The 19645-nt window shown below is 63.9% G+C and carries 17 protein-coding genes; 8 read left to right on the forward strand and 9 right to left on the reverse strand.

The features are described 5' to 3' along the window. Positions 1-190: 190 nt before the first annotated feature. Together pgi and FJ417_RS04295 are read left to right on the forward strand one after the other, a co-directional pair. Positions 191-1834, forward strand: a complete 1644-nt coding sequence (gene pgi, locus FJ417_RS04290; RefSeq protein ID WP_140782591.1) for a glucose-6-phosphate isomerase — start codon at positions 191-193, stop codon at positions 1832-1834. Between the two features lie 6 nt (positions 1835-1840). Next, positions 1841-2566: an HAD family hydrolase gene (locus FJ417_RS04295; protein ID WP_140647086.1), complete on the forward strand. Its 726-nt coding sequence runs from the start codon at positions 1841-1843 to the stop codon at positions 2564-2566. Here the strand turns inward: FJ417_RS04295 and FJ417_RS04300 are convergent. Both FJ417_RS04300 and FJ417_RS04305 read right to left on the reverse strand, forming a co-directional pair. Further along, positions 2563-3198 (reverse strand): 50S ribosomal protein L11 methyltransferase, encoded by a 636-nt coding sequence (locus FJ417_RS04300; protein ID WP_140782605.1) that lies wholly within the window; start codon positions 3196-3198, stop codon positions 2563-2565. The genes FJ417_RS04295 and FJ417_RS04300 overlap by 4 nt on opposite strands. A 71-nt stretch (positions 3199-3269) precedes the next feature. Next, entirely contained in the window at positions 3270-5246 is a 1977-nt protein-coding gene (locus tag FJ417_RS04305; protein ID WP_140782592.1) for a long-chain fatty acid--CoA ligase, read from the reverse strand. A gap of 460 nt (positions 5247-5706) precedes the next feature. Here FJ417_RS04305 and FJ417_RS04310 point away from each other — a divergent pair, with 460 nt between their 5' ends. The 5 genes from FJ417_RS04310 to FJ417_RS04330 are packed head-to-tail and all read left to right on the forward strand — an operon-like array spanning position 5707 to position 10964. After that, positions 5707-7305 (forward strand): ABC transporter substrate-binding protein, encoded by a 1599-nt coding sequence (locus FJ417_RS04310; protein WP_140782593.1) that lies wholly within the window; start codon positions 5707-5709, stop codon positions 7303-7305. A 50-nt stretch (positions 7306-7355) separates the two neighbouring features. Further along, on the forward strand, positions 7356-8363 hold the full coding sequence (locus FJ417_RS04315; RefSeq protein WP_140782594.1) for an ABC transporter permease subunit: 1008 nt from the start codon (positions 7356-7358) through the stop codon (positions 8361-8363). Beyond that, the gene (locus tag FJ417_RS04320) at positions 8364-9272 is read left to right on the forward strand and encodes an ABC transporter permease subunit (protein WP_140647090.1); all 909 of its coding nucleotides are present in this window, start codon (positions 8364-8366) and stop codon (positions 9270-9272) included. Next, the gene (locus tag FJ417_RS04325) at positions 9272-10123 is read left to right on the forward strand and encodes an ABC transporter ATP-binding protein (protein WP_140658317.1); all 852 of its coding nucleotides are present in this window, start codon (positions 9272-9274) and stop codon (positions 10121-10123) included. The genes FJ417_RS04320 and FJ417_RS04325 overlap by 1 nt, the downstream gene beginning before the upstream one ends. Before the next feature lie 13 nt (positions 10124-10136). Further along, positions 10137-10964 carry a dipeptide ABC transporter ATP-binding protein gene (locus FJ417_RS04330; protein ID WP_140647092.1) on the forward strand — a complete coding sequence of 276 codons (828 nt, stop codon included), beginning with the start codon at positions 10137-10139 and terminating at the stop codon, positions 10962-10964. Positions 10965-11229: 265 nt separating this feature from the next. Here the strand turns inward: FJ417_RS04330 and FJ417_RS04335 are convergent, their stop codons facing one another. The 5 genes from FJ417_RS04335 to FJ417_RS04355 all read right to left on the reverse strand — a co-directional run bounded on the left by FJ417_RS04335 (position 11230) and on the right by FJ417_RS04355 (position 16494). Next, positions 11230-12519, reverse strand: coding sequence for a cysteine desulfurase-like protein (locus FJ417_RS04335; RefSeq protein ID WP_140782595.1), 1290 nt, complete (start codon positions 12517-12519; stop codon positions 11230-11232). 42 nt (positions 12520-12561) lie between these two features. Continuing rightward, entirely contained in the window at positions 12562-13236 is a 675-nt protein-coding gene (locus FJ417_RS04340) for an amino acid ABC transporter permease (protein ID WP_140647094.1), read from the reverse strand. A gap of 187 nt (positions 13237-13423) precedes the next feature. Further along, complete coding sequence (locus FJ417_RS04345; RefSeq protein ID WP_140647095.1) at positions 13424-14221, reverse strand: ABC transporter substrate-binding protein; 798 nt, start codon at positions 14219-14221, stop codon at positions 13424-13426. Positions 14222-14310: 89 nt separating this feature from the next. After that, positions 14311-15510: a pyridoxal phosphate-dependent aminotransferase gene (locus FJ417_RS04350; RefSeq protein WP_140782596.1), complete on the reverse strand. Its 1200-nt coding sequence runs from the start codon at positions 15508-15510 to the stop codon at positions 14311-14313. Between the two features lie 222 nt (positions 15511-15732). Then, complete coding sequence (locus FJ417_RS04355) at positions 15733-16494, reverse strand: HpcH/HpaI aldolase/citrate lyase family protein (protein WP_140782597.1); 762 nt, start codon at positions 16492-16494, stop codon at positions 15733-15735. A gap of 122 nt (positions 16495-16616) precedes the next feature. On the opposite strand from FJ417_RS04355, the gene FJ417_RS04360 reads away from it, so the two are divergent. Then, a complete protein-coding gene (locus tag FJ417_RS04360) occupies positions 16617-17708 on the forward strand; it encodes an LLM class flavin-dependent oxidoreductase (protein WP_140782598.1) in 1092 nt (363 codons plus the stop codon). Between the two features lie 234 nt (positions 17709-17942). On the opposite strand, the gene FJ417_RS04365 is transcribed toward FJ417_RS04360, so the two are convergent. Beyond that, positions 17943-18338, reverse strand: a complete 396-nt coding sequence (locus FJ417_RS04365; RefSeq protein ID WP_140782599.1) for a RidA family protein — start codon at positions 18336-18338, stop codon at positions 17943-17945. Between the two features lie 44 nt (positions 18339-18382). Then, entirely contained in the window at positions 18383-19531 is a 1149-nt protein-coding gene (locus FJ417_RS04370) for an acyl-CoA dehydrogenase family protein (protein ID WP_140782600.1), read from the reverse strand. Positions 19532-19645: the final 114 nt, after the last annotated feature.

Here is a 19645-nt window from a genome sequence, read left to right on the forward strand (position 1 = left end):
TGCGCAGGATCGTCGCGGCGAAATTCCCGCCTCCTCACCGTCCAATATCACCCCTCATCAAAGCGTGACGAGGTGCGTCATCGGCACCGCTTGAACGAAATGGAAATCGGCTCGATAGAATGACGCGCCGACACGCGCCGGAAACATCCGGCCTGTTAAAATGGTCTAAAAACCCGCCAGGAGCCCGCCAGTGGATCAGTCAAGCTTCGACAAGCAGGTCGCCGCTCTGCGTGAGCAGCGCGCGGCGGCCAGGGGCACCATGCGCGAGGCCTTCGCCGCCGATCCCAAACGCTTCGAGACATTCTCCGCCACCGATGGCGATCTTCTGCTCGACTGGTCGAAATGCGCGGTCGACGCAAGCACGATGACGATGCTGGAAAAGCTCGCGGGCGCGGCCGATCTCGCGGGCCGCCGCGCCGCGATGTTCGAAGGCAAGAAGATCAACATCACCGAGAATCGTGCCGTGCTGCACACCGCGCTGCGCAACCTGACCGGCAAGAGCGTGATCGTCGACGGTCAGGATACCAAGGCCGACGTGATTGCCGTGCTCGACGCCATGGGCGCCTTTGCCGACGCCATCCGCTCCGGCAAGGCGCCTGGCGCCACCGGCAAGAAGATCACCGACATCGTCAACATTGGCATCGGCGGCTCGGACCTCGGCCCGGCGATGGTGACGCTGGCGCTAGCGCCCTACCATGATGGGCCGCGCGCGCATTACGTCTCCAATATCGACGGCGCCCACATCCATGACACGCTGAAGGGCCTGTCTCCCGAAACGACTTTGTTCATCATCGCCTCCAAGACCTTCACCACGGTCGAGACGATGACGAATGCGCAAACGGCGCGCGATTGGGTGCAGAAGGCGCTTGGCAAGGAAGCGGTCGGCAAGCATTTCGCCGCCGTCTCGACCGCCCTCGACCTTGTGGCGAAGTTCGGCATCGAGCAGGACCGCGTCTTCGGCTTCTGGGACTGGGTCGGCGGCCGCTACTCGGTCTGGAGCGCCATCGGCCTGCCGGTGATGATTTCCGTCGGCCCGCGCAATTTCCGCGCTTTCCTCGATGGCGCGCATGAGATGGACGAGCATTTCCGCACCGCGCCGATGCAAAAGAACCTGCCGGTGCTTTTGGGGCTCATCGGCTGGTGGCATCGCGTCGTCTGCAAATATCCGGCCCGTGCCGTCATTCCTTACGACCAGCGCCTGTCGCGCCTGCCGGCCTATCTGCAGCAGCTCGACATGGAATCGAACGGCAAGAGCGTCACGCTGGACGGCACCGCGGTCGCCACGCCGACCGGTCCGCTTGTCTGGGGCGAGCCCGGCACCAACGGCCAGCATGCCTTCTTCCAACTCCTGCATCAGGGCACCGACTTTATCCCGGTCGAGTTCCTCGCCGCCGCCGTCGGTCACGAGCCTGAACTGAAGCACCAGCACGATCTGCTGCTCGCCAACTGCCTGGCGCAGTCGGAAGCCTTCATGAAGGGGCGAACGCTGGAAGAGGCGCGCGCGCAGATGCTGTCCAAGGGCATGAAGCCGGCCGACGTCGATCGCATTGCGCCGCACCGCGTCTTCTCGGGCAATCGCCCCTCGCTGACCATTCTCTATAGAAAGCTCGATCCGCGCACGCTGGGTCGGGTCATCGCGCTTTACGAGCATCGCGTCTTCGTCGAGGGCACGCTGTTCAACATCAATTCCTTCGACCAATGGGGTGTTGAGTTGGGCAAGGAATTGGCGACCGGCCTGCTGCCTGTCGTGGAGGGTAAGGAGACTGCCGCAAAGCGCGACGCCTCGACTGCCGGACTGGTGGGACATATCCACCAATTGCGTGGCGCGGAGTAAACGGGATTGGCGGATATCAAGGGAATATTGTTCGACAAGGACGGCACACTTGTCGACTTCAACACAACCTGGCTCGGCGTCGCCGACTTCATGGCGATGGATGCCGCCGAGGGCGACCGCTGGAAAGCGGATAGGTTGCTTGCCGCCGCCGGCTTCGACTTCGTCACGAAACGCTTCAAGCCCGATTCGATCTTCGCTTCCGGTTCGAACATGGACGTCGTCGAGCTCTGGTTCCCGCGTCTGTCCGAGGAGGACCAGATGCACGCCGTTTCCCGCTTCAACGAGATCACTTCGGTGCAGGGGTCGGCCATGGCGGTCGCGCTGCCGGGCGTCATCGACTCGCTGCGGACACTGCACAAACGATCCTATCGGATGGGCGTTGCCACCAACGATTCGACCAGCGGCGCCGAAAGGACGCTCGCTACGCTGGGCATCGCGCAGCTCTTCGATGCTGCCTTCGGCTACGACGCCGTTGCCAATTCCAAGCCGGCGCCCGACACGGTCGTCGCTTTCTGCGACCTGACCGGGCTAAAACCGGGCGAGATCGCCATGGTCGGCGACAACCGCCATGACCTCGAAATGGCGCGCGCCGGCGGCTGCGGCCTGGCGGTGGGCGTTCTCTCCGGCACCGGCACGCGCGACTCGCTGGCGCCGATGGCGGACGTCGTTCTGGATTCGGTTGCCGACCTGCCTGATTTCCTGGCCGCGCGGGTGAACGTTCCGGCGGGCTAACCACGTTCCGCCACGAAAGCGAACACGGCGCTGGGCCTGGGCTCGCTGCCGCCGTTTCCGCCGACATCCGGCACCTGGTATTCGCCGAGCAGGCAAAGCCGTGGCCTGGGCAGCCAGGCGCGGCCGGGGTCGCCGACCAGCACGTCGATGCCGGCGGCGAGGCAGCGGTCGAGGAACGGCATCATCCGCTGCCCCACGTCCTGCGCGTAGAAGACGTCGCCCGCCAGCACCAGCTCGACCGCCGGCGGCGGACCGGTGGTAATGTCCTTGCCGACGATCTCGATGGCGACGCCATTTGCTTGCGCGTTGAGGCCGAGCGCCACAGCGCCGTTGCGGTCTATCTCTGCCGCGATCACCGCGCGCGCTCCGGCCTTTGCCGCCGCGATGCCGACCAGCCCCGAGCCGGCGCCGAGGTCGAGCACCCGTTTGCCGGCGACGATCGACGGACGGTCGAGGATATAGCGGGCCAGCACCGCGCCACCGGCCCAGGCATAGGCCCAATAGGGCGGCTGTGGCTCGGTCGCGTTTCCGTCGCTGTCGTCGTCCGGTTCGAGCAGCCGCCGCAGTCCGCTGCCGGGATGCGCCTGATGGAGCTGTACCTCCGGCACTGACGGCACCGGCGCCAGCCGCATGTTCGCCTTGATGAATTCCGCCGGATCGAGCCGCTCGCCTCGCTCACGTGTCTTGCCGGCGGAAGGATCGCTCAAGCCTGGTCCCGCAGCGCCCGCCGCAGGATCTTGCCGACCGGCGTCTTCGGCAGTTCGGTGCGGAACTCGATGAATCTCGGCCGTTTGTAGCCGGTCAGGTTCTCTCGGCAATAGGCCATCAGCGCCTCGACGGTGAGCGCCGGGTCCTTCCTCACCACGAACAATTTAGGCACTTCGCCGGAATGCTCGTCCGGCACGCCGATCGCCGCCACTTCGAGCACGCCCGGGTGATGCGCCACCACCTCTTCCAGTTCGTTGGGATAGACGTTGAAGCCGGAGACCAGGATCATGTCCTTCTTGCGGTCGACGATCTTGGTGTAGCCGCGTTCGTCCATGAAGCCCATGTCGCCGGATTTGAAGAAGCCGTCCTTGGTCATCACCTTGGCGGTCTCATCGGGCCGGTTCCAGTAGCCGGCCATCACCTGCGGGCCGCGGATGCAGATCTCGCCCACTTCGCCGAGCGGCACGTTGTTGCCGTCGTCGTCGCGGATGGCGATTTCGGTCGAAGGCAATGGCAGGCCGATCGTGCCGGTGAAGTTGCTGGAGCTGAACTTGTTGGCGGTCGTCACCGGCGAGGTTTCGGACAGACCGTAGCCTTCGCTCACCGGGCAGCCGGTCAGCGCCTTCCAGCGTTCGGCGACGCCCTTCTGCACCGCCATGCCGCCGCCCAGCGTCAGGATCAGCGGCTTGAAGTCGAGCTTGCGGAACTCCTCATTGTTGAGCAGCGCGTTGAACAGCGTGTTGAGGCCGGGAAAGATGTGCATCGGGTATTTCGCCAGTTCCTTGACGAAGCCCGGAATGTCGCGCGGGTTGGGGATCAGCACGTTTTGCGCGCCCTGCTGCATGCCCATCAGCGCGTTCACCGTCAGCGCGAAGATGTGATAGAGCGGCAGCGCGCAGATGAAGTTGAGATGCGCCGGCTTGGGCTTCACCGTATAGGCGTCCTCCACCCAAAGCGAATTCTGCGCGACGTTCGAGAGCACGTTGCGATGCAGCAGCACAGCGCCCTTCGAGACGCCGGTGGTGCCGCCCGTATATTGCAGGAAGGCGATGTCGTCGCCGGAGACCGTGGGCGGCTTGAAGGCGATGGTCGCGCCGGTCTTGAGCACGGCGTTGAATTTGACATGGCCGGGCAGCGACCATGCCGGAACCATCTTCTTTACCCGCCGCACGACGAGGTTGACGATGGCGCCCTTGAGGCCGCCCAGCATGTCGCCCATCGCCGCGACGATGACATGCTTGACCGGCGTCCTGGCGATCACCGCCTGCAGCGTGCCGGCGAAGTTTTCGAGGATGACGATCGCCTGCGCGCCGGAATCCTTCAACTGATGCTCCAGCTCGCGCGGCGTGTAGAGCGGATTGACGTTCACCACCGTGTAGCCGGCGCGCAGGACGGCCATCATCGCCACCGGATATTGCAGCACGTTCGGCATCATCAGCGCCACGCGCGCGCCCTTCTCCAGGCCTCTCGCCTGCAGGTAGGCGCCGAACGCGGCCGACAGCCGCTCGAGCTCGGCATAGGTCATCGACTTGCCCATGCACACGAAGGCCGGCTGCCCACCGAATTGCTTGCAGGCGCCGACCAGGAAGTCGCCGATGGACTTGTAGGGCAGGGCGCCGATCTCGGCCGGCATGTTCTTCGGATAGCTTTTCAGCCATGGCTTTTCCGGCAGGCCGACAGTGAGCTCGGTGATCGCTTTCGGCAGGCCTTTCGAGGCAGGTCTGGCGGTGGTCGGCTTGACGGCTTCCGCTTTTGCTGTTGCCGGCTTGTCCACTTTCGCGGTTGCCGGCTTGGACTTTGCCGCTGCGGGTTTGGCGGTGGCTGGTTTCGCGGCGGACTTGGCGGGCGCAGGCCTTGCTGCCGCCTTTGTCTTCGGCGTGGCTGCGGCCTTCATAGCCTTGGGCGCATCGCTTCCGGCGGCGGCCTTGGCCCTTGCTTTCGCCGCGGCTGTCGTCTTGGCTGCTCTTGCCACCTGTCTCTCCCTGTCGCCTTCTATCCGGGCGCCCGCCTCCAAACGAAGCGTCCTCCTCGCCGGTTGCGGATTTTCCGGAAATCCCGCCCATCGTCTATGTATTGCCTCTATCGGCGACCGTGCAAGCCTTGCCCCAGCGGCAATGCGGGGAAAGATTTGCCGTCGAAACGCTGTGCTTCGATCGCCTTCCGCATCGTGCTTGGACGGAGGGCAATTCCAGGCAGCCATGCCTGACGCCGCCATTTCGAAAGGCGGCCGATCAATAAAAAATCGCCATCGTTAATAATGTCGTGAGCAGAAAAAACTGCTAACTTTTTCTGCATTTGGAGCAAAAGCTAGATTCTTTTCCCGCTTCCCATGGGGTACGCAAACGAGGTGTTCCAAAGGCGAAGAAACGGTGCTTATATGCGCCCTTCGCGAGCCTGATAGAGGGGCTTGAGAGAACATCAGGGAGTGCTCAATGAAAAAGACAATGACTTTTGCAGCCGCGTTGCTGGCTGCAAGCGTCCTCAGCGGCATGGCCAGTGCTAAGACGCTCGTTTATTGCTCGGAAGCGTCGCCGGCCAATTTCGATCCGGGTACGACGACCGGCGGTAACGACTTCGACGCGTCTTCGCGCACCGTCTATTCGCGACTGGTCGAATTCAAGCATGGTGGCACCGAGATCGAGCCCGGTCTGGCCGACAAGTGGGAAATTTCCGACGATGGCCTGGTCTATACTTTCCATCTGCATCCGGGTGTGAAGTTCCAGACAACCGACTATTTCAAGCCGACGCGCGACCTCAACGCCGACGACGTCGTCTTCTCCTTCGATCGCCAGTTCAACAAGGAGAATCCGTGGAACGGCGACAAGTATCTGCCGAACCTCACCTGGGACTATTACACCGGCATGGACATGCCGAAATACGTCGCCAAGTGGGAGAAGGGCGACGACCTCACCGTCAAGCTGACGCTGACCGAGCCGAACGCGCCGATGCTGGCCAATCTCGGCATGGACTTCGCCTCGATCGTGTCGAAGGAATATGCCGACCAGCTGCAGAAGGACGGCAAGATGGCCGACTTCTCGACCAAGCCGATTGGCACCGGTCCGTTCCAGTTCGTCGACTACCAGCTGGATTCGGTCATCCGCTATGCGGCCAATCCCGACTACTTCAAGGGCAAGGAAAAGATCGACGATCTCGTCTTCGCCATCACGCCTGACGCGACCGCCCGCATCCAGAAGGTGCTGGCTGGCGAATGCGACATCGCGCCCTATCCGAACCCGGCCGACATCGCCACCATCAAGGCCAACAAGGACGTGACCCTGATGGATCAGGCCGGCCTGAACATCGGCTATATGAGCTACAACACCACGATCCCGCCGCTCGACAAACCGGAAGTGCGTCATGCGCTCAACCAGGCGATCGACCGGGAAGCCCTGATCAAGTCGCTGTTCCAGGACGCCGGCGCCACCCCGGCCGAGAACCTCATCCCGCCGACCATGTGGTCGTGGGACAAGGACGTGAAGACCGACGCCTACAATCCGGATGAGGCCAAGAAGGTGCTTGAGGCTGCCGGGCTGAAGGAAATCCAGCTCTGGGCTGCCGATCGCGTTCGTCCCTACAACCCGAACTTCCAGCGCGCGGCTGAGCTGATTCAGGCCGACTGGGCCAAGGTCGGCGTCAAGGCGAACATCGTCAACTACGAGTGGACGAAGTATCGCGAGGAAGGCAAGAAGAAGGATCGTCCCGGCGCCTTCCAGATCGGCTGGACCGGCGACAATGGCGATCCGGACAACTTCTTCGCCACTCTCTTCGCCTGCTCCGCCATCGGCGTGTCGAACTACTCCAGCTGGTGCGACAAGGACTTCGAGGACCTGATCCAGAAGGCCAAGAAGACCAGCGACCAGGCCGAGCGCACCAAGCTCTATGAGCAGGCGCAGGTGATCTTCGCCAAGGAAGCGCCCGCCTTCCTGCTGGCCCACAGCCAGGTCTATTCGGTCGTTCGCAACAACGTCACCGGCTACAAGATGGACCCGCTCGGCATTCACCGCTTCGACGGCGTTGACAAAGCCGAATAAGATTGCGAACGGGGCGGCGTAAACTTTGGCGCCGCCCCATTCCATTCAAGATGCTCCGATATCTTCTCAACAAAATCGCCCTCCTGATCCCGACCCTTGTCGGCATCACCATCTGCGCCTTCGCGTTCGTGCGGCTGCTGCCCGGCGACCCGATTCTCGCCATGGCCGGCGAGCATGGCGTCGCGCCGGCGCGCTATGAAGAGCTGAAGCAACAGTTCGGCTACAATCTGCCGATTTGGGAGCAATACGCACGCTATGTCGGTGAGGTCGCCACCGGCGATTTCGGCGTCTCCATTTCCTCCAAGCGTCCGGTGCTCGAAGAGTTCAAGACACTCTTCCCGGCGACGCTGGAGCTGTCCTTCTTCGCCATGATCTTTGCCATGATCATCGGCATTCCCGCCGGCATCTTCGCCGCCGTCAAGCGCGGCTCCTGGTTCGACCAGTCGCTGATGGGCACGGCGCTTGTCGGCTATTCCATGCCGATCTTCTGGTGGGGTCTTTTGCTCATCATCTTCTTTTCCGGCTATCTCGGCTGGACGCCGGTCTCGGGCCGCATTGGCCTGCAGTTCTTCTTCAAGCCGATCACCGGCTTCATGACGATCGACACCTTGCTCTACGGCAAATGGGACGCCTTCCGCTCGGCGCTTAGCCATCTCGTCCTGCCGGCGATCGTGCTCGGCACCATTCCGCTGGCGGTGATCGCGCGCCAGACGCGATCGGCCATGCTGGAAGTGCTGGGCGAAGACTATGTCCGCACCGCGCGCGCCAAGGGCCTTTCGGCGGGCCGCGTCATCGGCGTGCACGCGCTGCGCAACGCGCTGATCCCGGTCGTCACCACCATCGGCCTGCAGGTCGGCACGCTGCTCGCCGGCGCCATCCTCACCGAAACCATCTTCGCCTGGCCGGGCATCGGCAAGTGGATGGTCGATTCCATCTTCAAGCGCGACTATGTCGTCGTGCAATCGGGTCTGCTGTTGATCGCCCTCATCGTCATGGCGGTGAACCTCATCGTCGATGTGCTTTACGCCGTCATCAACCCACGCATCAGGGCGGCATAAATGAGCCAGACCGAAATCGCCCCGATGGCCGCCGGCAGCCCGGATCGCCTCACCGGCCTCAAGACCTTCTGGCACTATTTCTCGGTCAACCGCGGCGCCGTCATCGGCCTGTTCGTCTTCATCCTGTTGGTGCTGGCTGCCCTCTTCGCGCCGCTGCTCGCGCCCTATGCGCCCGACGTGCAGGACAAGACCGCGTTCCTGCGGCCTCCGGCCTGGCAGGATGGCGGCTCGACGCAATATCTGCTCGGCACCGACCCGGTCGGCCGCGACATCCTCTCGCGCCTGCTTTACGGCGCGCGCTTCTCGCTGCTGATCGGCGCGGTGGTGGTCACGCTGGCGCTCACCGGCGGCATCACGCTCGGCCTGCTGGCGGGCTATTTCCGCGGCTGGGTCGACGTCGCGATCATGCGCGTCATGGACCTGATCCTGGCCTTCCCGTCGCTGCTCTTGGCGCTGGTGCTGGTCACCATCCTCGGCCCCGGCCTGTTCAACGCCATGCTGGCGATCGCGCTCGTCCTGCAGCCGCATTTCGCCCGCCTGGTGCGCGCCGCCGTGATGGCCGAGAAGAGCCGCGAATATGTCGTGGCGGCCAAGGTCGCCGGCGCCGGACATATCAGGCTGATGCTTGCCACCATCCTGCCCAACTGCCTGGCGCCGTTGATCGTCCAAGGCACGCTGTCCTTCTCCAACGCCATCCTGGAAGCCGCAGCGCTCGGCTTCCTCGGCCTCGGCGCCCAGCCGCCAACGCCGGAATGGGGAACCATGCTTGCCTCGGCGCGTGAATTCATCCTGCGCGCCTGGTGGGTGGTGACCTTCCCCGGTCTCGCGATCCTCATCACCGTGCTTGCCATCAACCTGGTCGGCGATGGCCTGCGCGATGCGCTCGATCCCAAGCTCAGGAGGTCGTGATGGCGCTGCTCGACATCCAGAACCTCGTCGTCGAATTCCAGACCGCGTCCGGCCCGTTCCGCGCCGTCGACGGCGTCTCGCTCCATGTCGACGAGCGCGAGGTGCTCGCCATCGTCGGCGAGTCCGGCTCCGGCAAGTCGGTGTCGATGCTGGCTGTCATGGGCCTGTTGCCTTGGACCGCCACCGTCACCGCCGACCGTATGACCTTCAACGGCCGCGATATGTTGAAGATGAGCCCGACCGATCGCCGCAAGATCATCGGCAAGGATATTGCCATGATCTTCCAGGAGCCGATCGCCAGCCTCAATCCCTGCTTCACCGTCGGCTTCCAGATCGAGGAAGTGCTGCGCTTCCACATGGGCATGGACAAGGCCCAGCGCCGGGCGCGCGCCATCGAGCTTTTCAAGCAGGTCGGCATTCCGGAACCGGAGGAGCGGCTCAATTCCTTCCCGCACCAGATGTCGGGCGGCCAGTGCCAGCGCGTCATGATCGCCATGGCGATCGCCTGCAACCCCAAGCTCCTGATCGCCGACGAGCCGACCACCGCGCTCGACGTCACCATCCAGAAGCAGATCCTCGATCTGCTGGTCTCGCTGCAGGCCAAATACGGCATGGGCCTGATCATGATCACCCACAATATGGGCGTGGTGGCCGAGACCGCCGACCGCGTCATCGTCCAGTACAAGGGCCGCAAGATGGAAGAGGCCGACGTGCTGTCGCTCTTTGAATCGCCTAAGAGCAACTACACCCGCGCGCTGCTCTCGGCGCTGCCGGAGAACGCCGTCGGCGACCGGCTGCCGACCGTCTCCGACATGCTGTTCGAGCCGGCGCCCCAGGGAGCTAGTACATGACCGGAGCCGGCGCATGACCAAGGTCGTCGAAGGCAAGGACATCAAGCGCGACTACCATGTCGGCGGCGGCCTGTTCCGCGGCGCGCGCACCGTGCACGCGGTCAAGGGCGTGTCCTTTAGCGTCGAGAAGGGCAAGACGCTTGCCATCGTCGGCGAGAGCGGCTGCGGCAAGTCCACGCTAGCCCGCATCATCACGCTGATCGATCCGGCCACCTCCGGAGAACTCTTCATCGACGGCAACAAGGTCGACATCGCCAGGGATGGCTTGTCGAAGGAAATGCGCCGCAAGGTGCAGATCGTCTTCCAGAATCCTTATGGCTCGCTCAACCCGCGCCAGAAGATCGGCGACGTGCTCGGCGAGCCGCTTTTGATCAACACCGACAAGCCGGCCGAAGAGCGCCGCGACCTGGCGATGAAGATGCTGAAGAAGGTCGGCCTCGGACCGGAGCATTACAACCGCTACCCGCACATGTTCTCCGGCGGCCAGCGCCAGCGCATCGCCATTGCCCGCGCGCTGATGCTGAACCCGAGCTTGCTGGTGCTGGACGAGCCGGTCTCGGCGCTCGACCTTTCGGTGCAGGCGCAGGTGCTGAACCTGCTCGCCGACCTGCAGGACGAGTTCCAGCTCACCTATGTCTTCATCAGCCACGACCTCTCGGTGGTGCGCTACATCGCCGACGACGTGATGGTGATGTATTTCGGCGAAGCGGTCGAATACGGCCCGCGCGACGAGGTCTTTTCCGACCCCAAGCACGCCTACACCAAGACGCTGTTCGCCGCGACGCCGCGCGCCGACATCGCGAGCATCAAGGCCAGGCTGGCGAAGAAGAAAGCGGCGTGACCTCTGCTTCGTCCTGGCGCGGGAGCTTCTGGGATAGGACGATTGAGAAGGTGCCTGTGGCGCCGCGTTCCTTCACACCCCTCTCTGTCCTGCCGGACATCTCCCCCGCAAGGGGGGAGATCGGATGTCACGATGCTTTTCGCCAATCGCCTACGTCGGATGAAGAGCGCCGCCGACGAAGCTGCCAATCTCCCCCCTTGCGGGGGAGATGTCCGGCAGGACAGAGGGGGGTGCTGTCCCGCCGACATTTCGCCACGAAATCAGATCACGACAACTTCGCAATAATCGCCCGCAGTGCCTCGCCGAATTTGTGCACTTCCTCCACCGTGTTGTAGTGCACCAGCGAGGCGCGGATGGCGCCGCTGTCCATCGACAGGTTGAGCCGCTTCATCAGCCGCGGCGCGTACATGTGGCCATCGCGGATGCCGATCTGCATGGCCGCCATCTCCTCGACGATCCGCTGCGGCGACAGCGTGCCGATGTTGAAGCAGAAGGTCGGCACGCGCTCATGAATGCGCGCCTCGTCGCCGACGCCGTAAATGGTGGCATTGCAATCCTTCAACGCCTTCAGCATCTCGCGCGCCAGCATCAGCTCGTAGTCGCGAATGGCGTTCATGCCGGCGACGATGTTGTCGCGGCGCGAGCGGTTGTTTTCGGGCAGGAAATTGCGGCCGATCGATTCCAGATAGCGCACCGCCGCGTCCATGCCGGACACGTTCTCGTAGATGAAGGTGCCGGCCTCGACCTTGTAGGGCGGCTCGTCGGGGATGAAATCCTCGCGGAACGTCGGCAGCCGCTTCAGCGTTTCGAAGCGGCCCCACAGGAAGCCCATATGCGGCGAGAAATTCTTGTAGCCGGAGCAGACGAGATAGTCGCAGTCCCAGGCCTGCACGTCCATCAGTCCGTGCGGCCCGTAATGCACGCAGTCGAGGAACACTTCGGCGCCTGCCGCATGCGCGATCCTGGCCACCGAGGCGACATCGACGATCGAGCCGATCGAATGCGCCGTCACCGTGCAGGCGACGAGGCGCGTGCGCTCCGACACCAGCGGCTTGAGATCGTCGACATGCAGATTGCCGTCCTCGCGCATGCGCCACCATTTGAACTTGGCGCCGGCCGATTCCAGTGCCAGCCAGGTGGCGATGTTGGCGTCATGGTCCATGTCGGTGACGACGATCTCGTCGCGTCCCCCAACCGCGTCATTGGAAAGCATCTGGCCGATGCCGAGGCTGACCAGGCGGATGAACGATGTGGCGTTCATGCCGAAGCAGATTTCGGACGGGCTGTAGGCATTGATGAGCAGCGCGACGCTTGTCCGCGCCTCGGCCACCGACTGGTCGACGGTGACGCTGCGGCCATAGCGGCCGCCGCGCTGCACATTGTGCGACACCAGATGGTTGGTCACCGCGTCGAGCACGCTTTGCGGGATCTGCGCGCCGGCGGCATTGTCCATGAAGATGAAGTCGCCGGCACGCTGCAGCGCCGGGAACATCGCCCGAATCTTTTCGACGGGGAACGCGGCGGCGTTCGCATTGTCTGTCTGATGCTTGTTCACGGGTAAGCTCCTGCGAAGGACTTGGATGGGGACTGGTTGGCGTCAGCGCGTCTTCTCTGTCTGGAAGCGGCGCTCGAGCAGGCTGACCAGGCGAACCATCGGCCAGAGGAAGATCAGGTAGACCAGCGCCGCGCCGATCAGCGGCGAGGGGTTCGCGTAGAGCGACTGCGCATTGGTCGCTTCCTTCAAGAGTTCCGGCAGCGCCACGGTCGAGGCAAGCGAGGTGTCCTTGAACATCGAGACGCAGTTGCTGGTCATCGGCGGGATGACCACGCGGATGGCTTGCGGCAGCACCACTTTGCGCAGAGTGAGCATGAACGGCAGGCCGAGCGCCTGCGCCGCCTCGAACTGGCCCTTCGGAATGCTTTCGATGCCGGAGCGGAACACTTCGGCCGAATAGGCCGACATGATGATGGCGAATGCCGTCACGGCGGACGCCCAGGACGACAGGCGGATGCCGAGGAAAGGCAGCGCGTAATAGATCAGGATCAGCACGACCAGCACCGGCAAGGCGCGGAAGATGTCGGTGTAGCCGATGGCGAGCCAGCGCAGCGGTTTTGGCGCGTAGAGCCGCACCAGGCTGATCGCCAGCCCCATGACGATGCCGATGACGATGCTCATAATTCCGAGCAGCAGCGTGTTGAGGAAGCCGCGCAGCAGCGCCGGCAGGCTCGACGCGATAACGTCGGGATTGAAGAAGGTGTCGATCAGCGACATGGGGTGTTCCCGAAACCGTGTCAGAGCAATTCCAGGAAACGTGTGAAACGGTTTTCCGTCCGGAATTGCGTAAAAACGAGGGTAGAGGCCCGAAACATCAGATCAGGTCTGCCCTGCGGTTCCGGGAGAAAGGAAACGAGCCGCGCGGGCATCGAAAGCCGACACGGCTCGTTTTTCGTCAGTCCGCTCAGGCCTTGGGCAGCGGCATTTCCTTGACGGTGGAGGAATCAGCCGGCGCATCGGTGCCGAACCACTTCTTGTGGATGGCGGCCAGCGTGCCGTCCTTCTTCATCGCCGTCAGCGCGTCGTTCAGCTTGCCGAGCAGCGGATGGTCCTTGGTCATCATCAACCCGTACTGTTCGCCGGTCTTGATGCGCTGCTTGACGACGAGGTCCTTCATCTTCTGGAAGGAGTACTGCATGCCGGGGACGTCGCTGACGGCGGCGTCGACGCGGCCGGCGCTGAGGTCGAGCAAAAGGTTCTGCTGCGTGTCGTAGCCCTTCACGTCGCTGAAGCCGTCGGCTGCCTGGTGGTCCTTGACCCAGGTCTCGCCGGTTGAGCCGGACAGCACGCCGACGACCTTGCCCTTGAGGTCTGCCTCGGCGTTGATCGCGCTGTCGGTCTTGGTGGCGATGCCCATGTCGGAATCATAATAGGGCTGCGTGAAGGACTGCGACTTCAGCCGCTCTGCCGTGATGGTGATCGAGGAGATGGCGACGTCGATGCGCTTGGAAGTGGTGGCGGCGAACAGCGCCTGGAAGCCGAGATCGGCGATGTCGGTGGTCATGCCGATGCGCTTGGCCGCTTCGTTGACGATGTCGACCTCGAAGCCTTCGAAAGTGCCGCTCTCGTTCTTGTATTCGAAGGGCGGATTGGTCGGATAGGCGCCGACATTGAGCACATCGGCGGCATAAGCGGTAGCGGGGCCGGCGGCGATGCCGATGGCGGCGGCCAGAACAAGCAGGTTGCGACGCGTAAAGCTCATTTGGTTTCCCTCTGGGTCTTCCCTCTGGTTGTTGATCGGGCAGGGCTGACCCCGCACGGTTTCTTGCCGTCCCGCCTCCCAGCGGGGCGTCAATTCATGGCGGCGACCATACGGGTGAGCGCGGTCGCTATCTGGTCGCGGTCGCGGCAGACGCACATTCTGAGGAATGCCGTTGCCGAGCTTCCGAAGAGATGGCCGGGCGCCAACCCGACGCGGGCCGTCTCCAGGATACTGGCGCAGGCTTGCCGGGCGTCGTTTTCACCCTCAAGCGCAAAGAAGGCATACATGCCGCCGCGCGGTTTGGTCGGCAGAATGATGCCTGGGATTTGCGCCAGCCTGTCATAGGCAAGGTCGAGGCCGGTCCTGATCCGCCGTCTGATTTCCTCGACCAGCGGCTCGCCCTGCCGGATCGCCGCCACGGCGCCGGCCTGGATCGGGGCCGCGGTGCCGCTGTTGATATATTGCGTCATCGCGCCGAGCTGGTCGGCAACGCCTGAAGGATGGGTCAGCCAGCCGATGCGCCAGCCGGTCATCGCCCAGGCTTTCGAGAAGCTGTTGACCGACAGCACCCGGTCGCCGTCCTCGGCGATCTGCAGGATCGAGGGCGCGACGTCGCCGTCGAAATAGAGCCGGCCATAGACCTCGTCGGAGATGATCCAGATACCGGTGCGCCGGCTGAAGTCGAGCAGCGCCTGCATCTCTTCACGCGTCGCCGTCCAGCCGGTCGGGTTGGACGGCGTCGACAGGAAGATGGCGCGGGTGCGCGCGTCGCAGGTGGCGAACAGCCGGTCGAGGTCGAGCCGCCAGTCATCCTCGAAGTCGAGCGAGAACGGCCGCGGCTCGCCGCCGATCAGGTGGATGGCGTTGTGGATGTTCGGCCATTGCGGCGCGACATAGACGACGTTGGTGCCTGTATCGACCAGTAATTCGAGCGCAAGGTACAGCGCCTGCATGCCGCCCGGTGTCACCGTGGTCCGCGCGATCGGGATCGAGCGGCCATGGATGCGCGTCTGGTACTCCGACAGCGCCTCGTTCAGCGGGCCGTGCCCGCGCATGTTGGGAACGTAGAAGGTCAGGCCCTCGTCGAAAGCGGCCTTCGCCGCGTCGCGGATGAAGGCGGGCGTCACCATGTCGCCCTCGCCGTACCAGAGTGCGATGACATCGCCGAGCTCTCGCGCGCGAACCGCCAGGTTTGCGATGTTTTCCGTGTGCAGGTCGCGAATTTGCGCCCGCACGCCATCGAAAGCATAGCGCGCGCTGGACGACGACTGGGGCAACACAAACGACAAGGACTGAAACCCCCTTCCACCAACGATGGACCGACCGGAAAAGCCCCTCCGCCACGGCAGTCGCATCAGCTTCGGATGCTATCCAAAGCGCGGCGCTTTTCAAGGCAAAAGTTTTAAGCTTAAAAAGTTGGCTGGCCTGTCGCTTCGCCGATACGCCTTTTGACCGCGATCGTCATTAGGCGTGTTGAGGTCAGGCCGGCATCACCTGAATATCAACATGCCTTAGCTCAGTTCGGCGCGCGCGGCGGTACAGTTGGCCGCGGCGCCGGCGCCGAGAAACATCGTGTCGCTGGCCAGCACGAAGAAGCTCGCGCCGATGGCTGTCCATCGGCCGACATTCTGCGGGCTGGCGCAAAATATGCCGGCGGTCCTGCCATGTGCCACCGCCGCGCCGATGATTGTCCTGATCGCCTGGGAGAGCTTGTCAGCGCCCGCCGGTCCGACGGCATCGATCGACACCGAGAGGTCGCCTGGGCCGACGAAGACAACATCGATGCCGTCGACGGCTGTGATCGCCTCGATATTGGCCAGCCCCTCGGCGGTCTCGACCTGAATGGCAACGACAATCCGCTCATTGGCGGCGGCAAGATATTCGGGAATGCGATAACCGTAGCCGGCGGCCCGGCCAGGGCCGACACCGCGCTCGCCGAGCGGCGGATAACGCGAGGCCTTGACCGCCATCGCCGCCTGGGCCGCTGTCGAGACGCGCGGGATCAGCACGCCTTGCGCGCCGCTGTCCAGCGCCGCCTGGATCGCTTCCGGCGCATGGCCGGGAACGCGCACCATGGTCGGCACACGGTGCACGTCGGCCGCGCGCAGCATGGTCTCGATCGTCTCGCGCGAAATCTGCGCGTGCTCCCAGTCGATGCAGAGGAAATCGAGGCCGGACGACGCCATCACTTCGATGGCGACCGGATGGGGGATGGCGGCGAAGGACCCGATGAGGTTCGCCTTGCCGATGCATTTCTGGCGGAATTCGCTCATGCCTATCCCCTTTTCGCGTTGCCCAATGCATATCCGCAAACTGCGGTGAGGCGAAGCTGTTTCAGGCTTGAAATATTTTTCTCCGGGCCTAGCGTGTGGGTCTTCCGCCACGAGTTCCGGACATGACCAAAGCGCACCCCCTGCACGGCCCGAACAGACTGAAGCTCGGCGTCTTTTCCACCAACGCCGATGGCGGGCTGGCCATCACCGATGTGCCGGAACGCTGGACGGCAAGCTGGCAGGATAATCTGACGGCGGCGCAGATCGCCGATCGCGCGGGCCTCGAATTCATGCTGCCGATCGCCCGCTGGCGCGGCTTCGGCGGCCGCAACAAGGTGCGCGAATTCTCCTTCGAGACCTTCACCTGGGCGGCGGCGCTTGCCGCCGTGACCGAACAGATCGGCTTGTTCATGACTGTGCATGTGCCGCTGGTGCATCCGCTCTATGCCGCCAAGGCGCTGGCGACGGTCGACCATATCAGCCAGGGCAGGGCGGGGCTCAACATCGTCTGCGGCTGGAACCCGAAGGAATTCGGCATGTTCGGCACGCCGCTGGTCGAGAAGGGTTATGACCAGGCAGCCGAGTGGATCGAGATACTCGAACGGCTTTATGCATCGAGCGAGCCGCTCGACTATGAGGGCGCTTACTATCGGCTGAAGGAGGCGGTGAGCCGGCCGGCCAGCCTGCAGGCGCCGCGGCCGGTGACGATGAACGCCGCTTTCGGCGGACCGGGCCGGGATTTCGCCGCCGCCAGATGCGACTATCTTTTCACGGCCTTCTCGGAGATGAGCGATGCCGGCAAGCATGTCGCCGATATCGGCGAGCGAGCCGCCAAGGCGGGCCGCGACGTAGGCGTCTACACCGTGGCGCATGTGGTCTGCCGCCCGACCATGGAGGAGGCGCAAGCCTACTACACGCGCTACGCCGTCACGATGGCCGATCACGAAGCGGTCGATGCCCATATGGCCGGCAAGAAGGAATTCTCGCAGTCGCATGATCCGCATGCCTATGACCGCTACCGCCAGCGTTTCGCCGGCGGCGCTGGCACATATCCGCTGATCGGCACGCCGGAAACGATTTCCGCCGACATGGCGGCGATCGCCGCGCATGGCTACCAGGGCATCGCGCTGTCCTTCGTCAACTACACCCAGGAACTGCCCTATTTCTGCGACCACGTGCTGCCGATTTTGAGACAAGCAGGACTGCGCGGATAAGGTCTGATCGGTTGCCTGTTGGCTGGGGCTTCCCAACTTCGTCATCCCAGGGCGAAGCAGGAGCGAAGCTCCGCAGCGAAGACCCCGGGGTCCATTCCGTTACCTCGTACGCAGGGCGCGGCGGAGCAGAATTCCGCACCGTGGCGGCGCTTTGAAGTCACGGAATGGATCCTCGGGTCTGCGCTGCGTCGCTATCGCTCCTTGCTCCGCCCGTGGATGACGAAGTGATGGTGTTTATTCCGGAATGACGGCCGTCGCTTGAATCTCCACCTTGGCCCGGTCCTCGACCAGCGCCACCACCTGCAAGGCGGCCATCGCCGGGAAATGCCGGCCGATCACGTCGCGGTAGGCTTCGCCGATGCCTTTGAGGTTGCCGACATACTCGGCCTTGTCGGTGAAGTACCAGGTCATCGAGGTGATGTGCCGCGGCCCACCGCCGGCTTCGGCGAGCACGGCGACGACATTGGCGAGCGTCTGGCGCACCTGGCCGACGAAGTCGTCGGTCTCGAATTTGCACTCGGCGTTCCAGCCGACCTGGCCGCCGACGAACACCAGTCGTCCTTGTGCGGCAACGCCATTGGCGTAACCGATCGGCTTGGTCCAGCCTTCGGGCTGCAGGATCGTATGCATGTCTGGCCTCCCCTTATTTCAAATTTGGTTCGCAAGGCATCGCGTCACGCCCCGCCTATCACCTGCCTGGCGATCACCACTTTCTGCACGTCCGAAGCGCCCTCATAGATGCGCAACGCCCGGATCTCGCGATAGAGGCTCTCGACGATGTGGCCCTTGCGCACGCCGTCGCCGCCATGCAGCTGCACCGCCTTGTCGATCACCTCCTGCGCCTTGTCGGTGGCGAACAGCTTGGCCATCGCCGCTTCGCGCGTCACCCGCGCGGCGCCCATGTCCTTGGTCCAGGCGGCGCGGTAAACGAGGAGCGCGGCGGCATCCACATCCAGCGCCATGTCGGCGATGTGGCCCTGCACCATCTGCAATTCGGCCATCGGCGCGCCGAACAGCTTGCGCTCGCTCGCCCGCTTGACGCTCTCGTCCAGCGCGCGTCGTGCGAAGCCGAGTGCCGCCGCGCCCACCGTCGAGCGGAAGACGTCGAGCACCGACATGGCGATGCGGAAACCATCGCCGGGCTTGCCGATAAGCGCGGAAGCCGGGACGCGGGCATTGTCAAAGGAGAGCCGCGCCAGCGGGTGTGGCGCGATGACCTCGAGCCGCTCGGCGACGCTGAGCCCCTTCGCATCGCCTGGCACGACGAAAGCGGAAATCCCTTTCGCGCCGGGCGCCTCGCCGGTGCGGGCAAACACGACATAGAGGTCTGCGATGCCGCCATTGGAGATCCAGGTCTTTTCGCCGGAAAGCACATAGTCGCCGCCGTCGCGGACAGCGGTCATCTCCATGTTGGCGACGTCCGATCCCGAGCGCGGCTCCGACAGCGCGAAAGCCGAGATCGCTTTGCCCGCGCGTGTCTTAGTGAGCCACTGCTGCTGCTCCGGCGTGCCGAACAGCGTGATCGCACCGGCGCCCAGCCCCTGCATGGCGAAGGCGAAATCGGCGAGCCCATCGTGGCGCGCCAGCGTCTCGCGTTTAATGCAGAGCGTGCGCACGTCGAGCGGTTCGGGGCTGGCCGGGTCGAGCGCCGTCGGCTTCAGCCAGCCGTCGCGGCCGAGTTTCGCCACGAGCTCGCGACAGGCGGCGTCGATGTCGTGATGATCGACAGGGAGATTTCGTTGGCACCAGGCTTCGAGACGCTCGGCGAGCTCGCGGTGGCGGTCCTCGAAGAAGGGCCAGTCGAGGAAGGAGCGGTCAGGCATTCTCGCCTCCGCAGTTCTGCGAGGTTTGCACTCTACGGCGCCCCCCTCTGTCCTGCCGGACATCTCCCCCACGAGGGGGGAGATCAGCTGTCTTGCCGACTTTCGCCAATCGCC

This window comes from Mesorhizobium sp. B3-1-7, from assembly GCF_006439385.1.
Classification (GTDB): Bacteria; Pseudomonadota; Alphaproteobacteria; order Rhizobiales; family Rhizobiaceae; genus Mesorhizobium.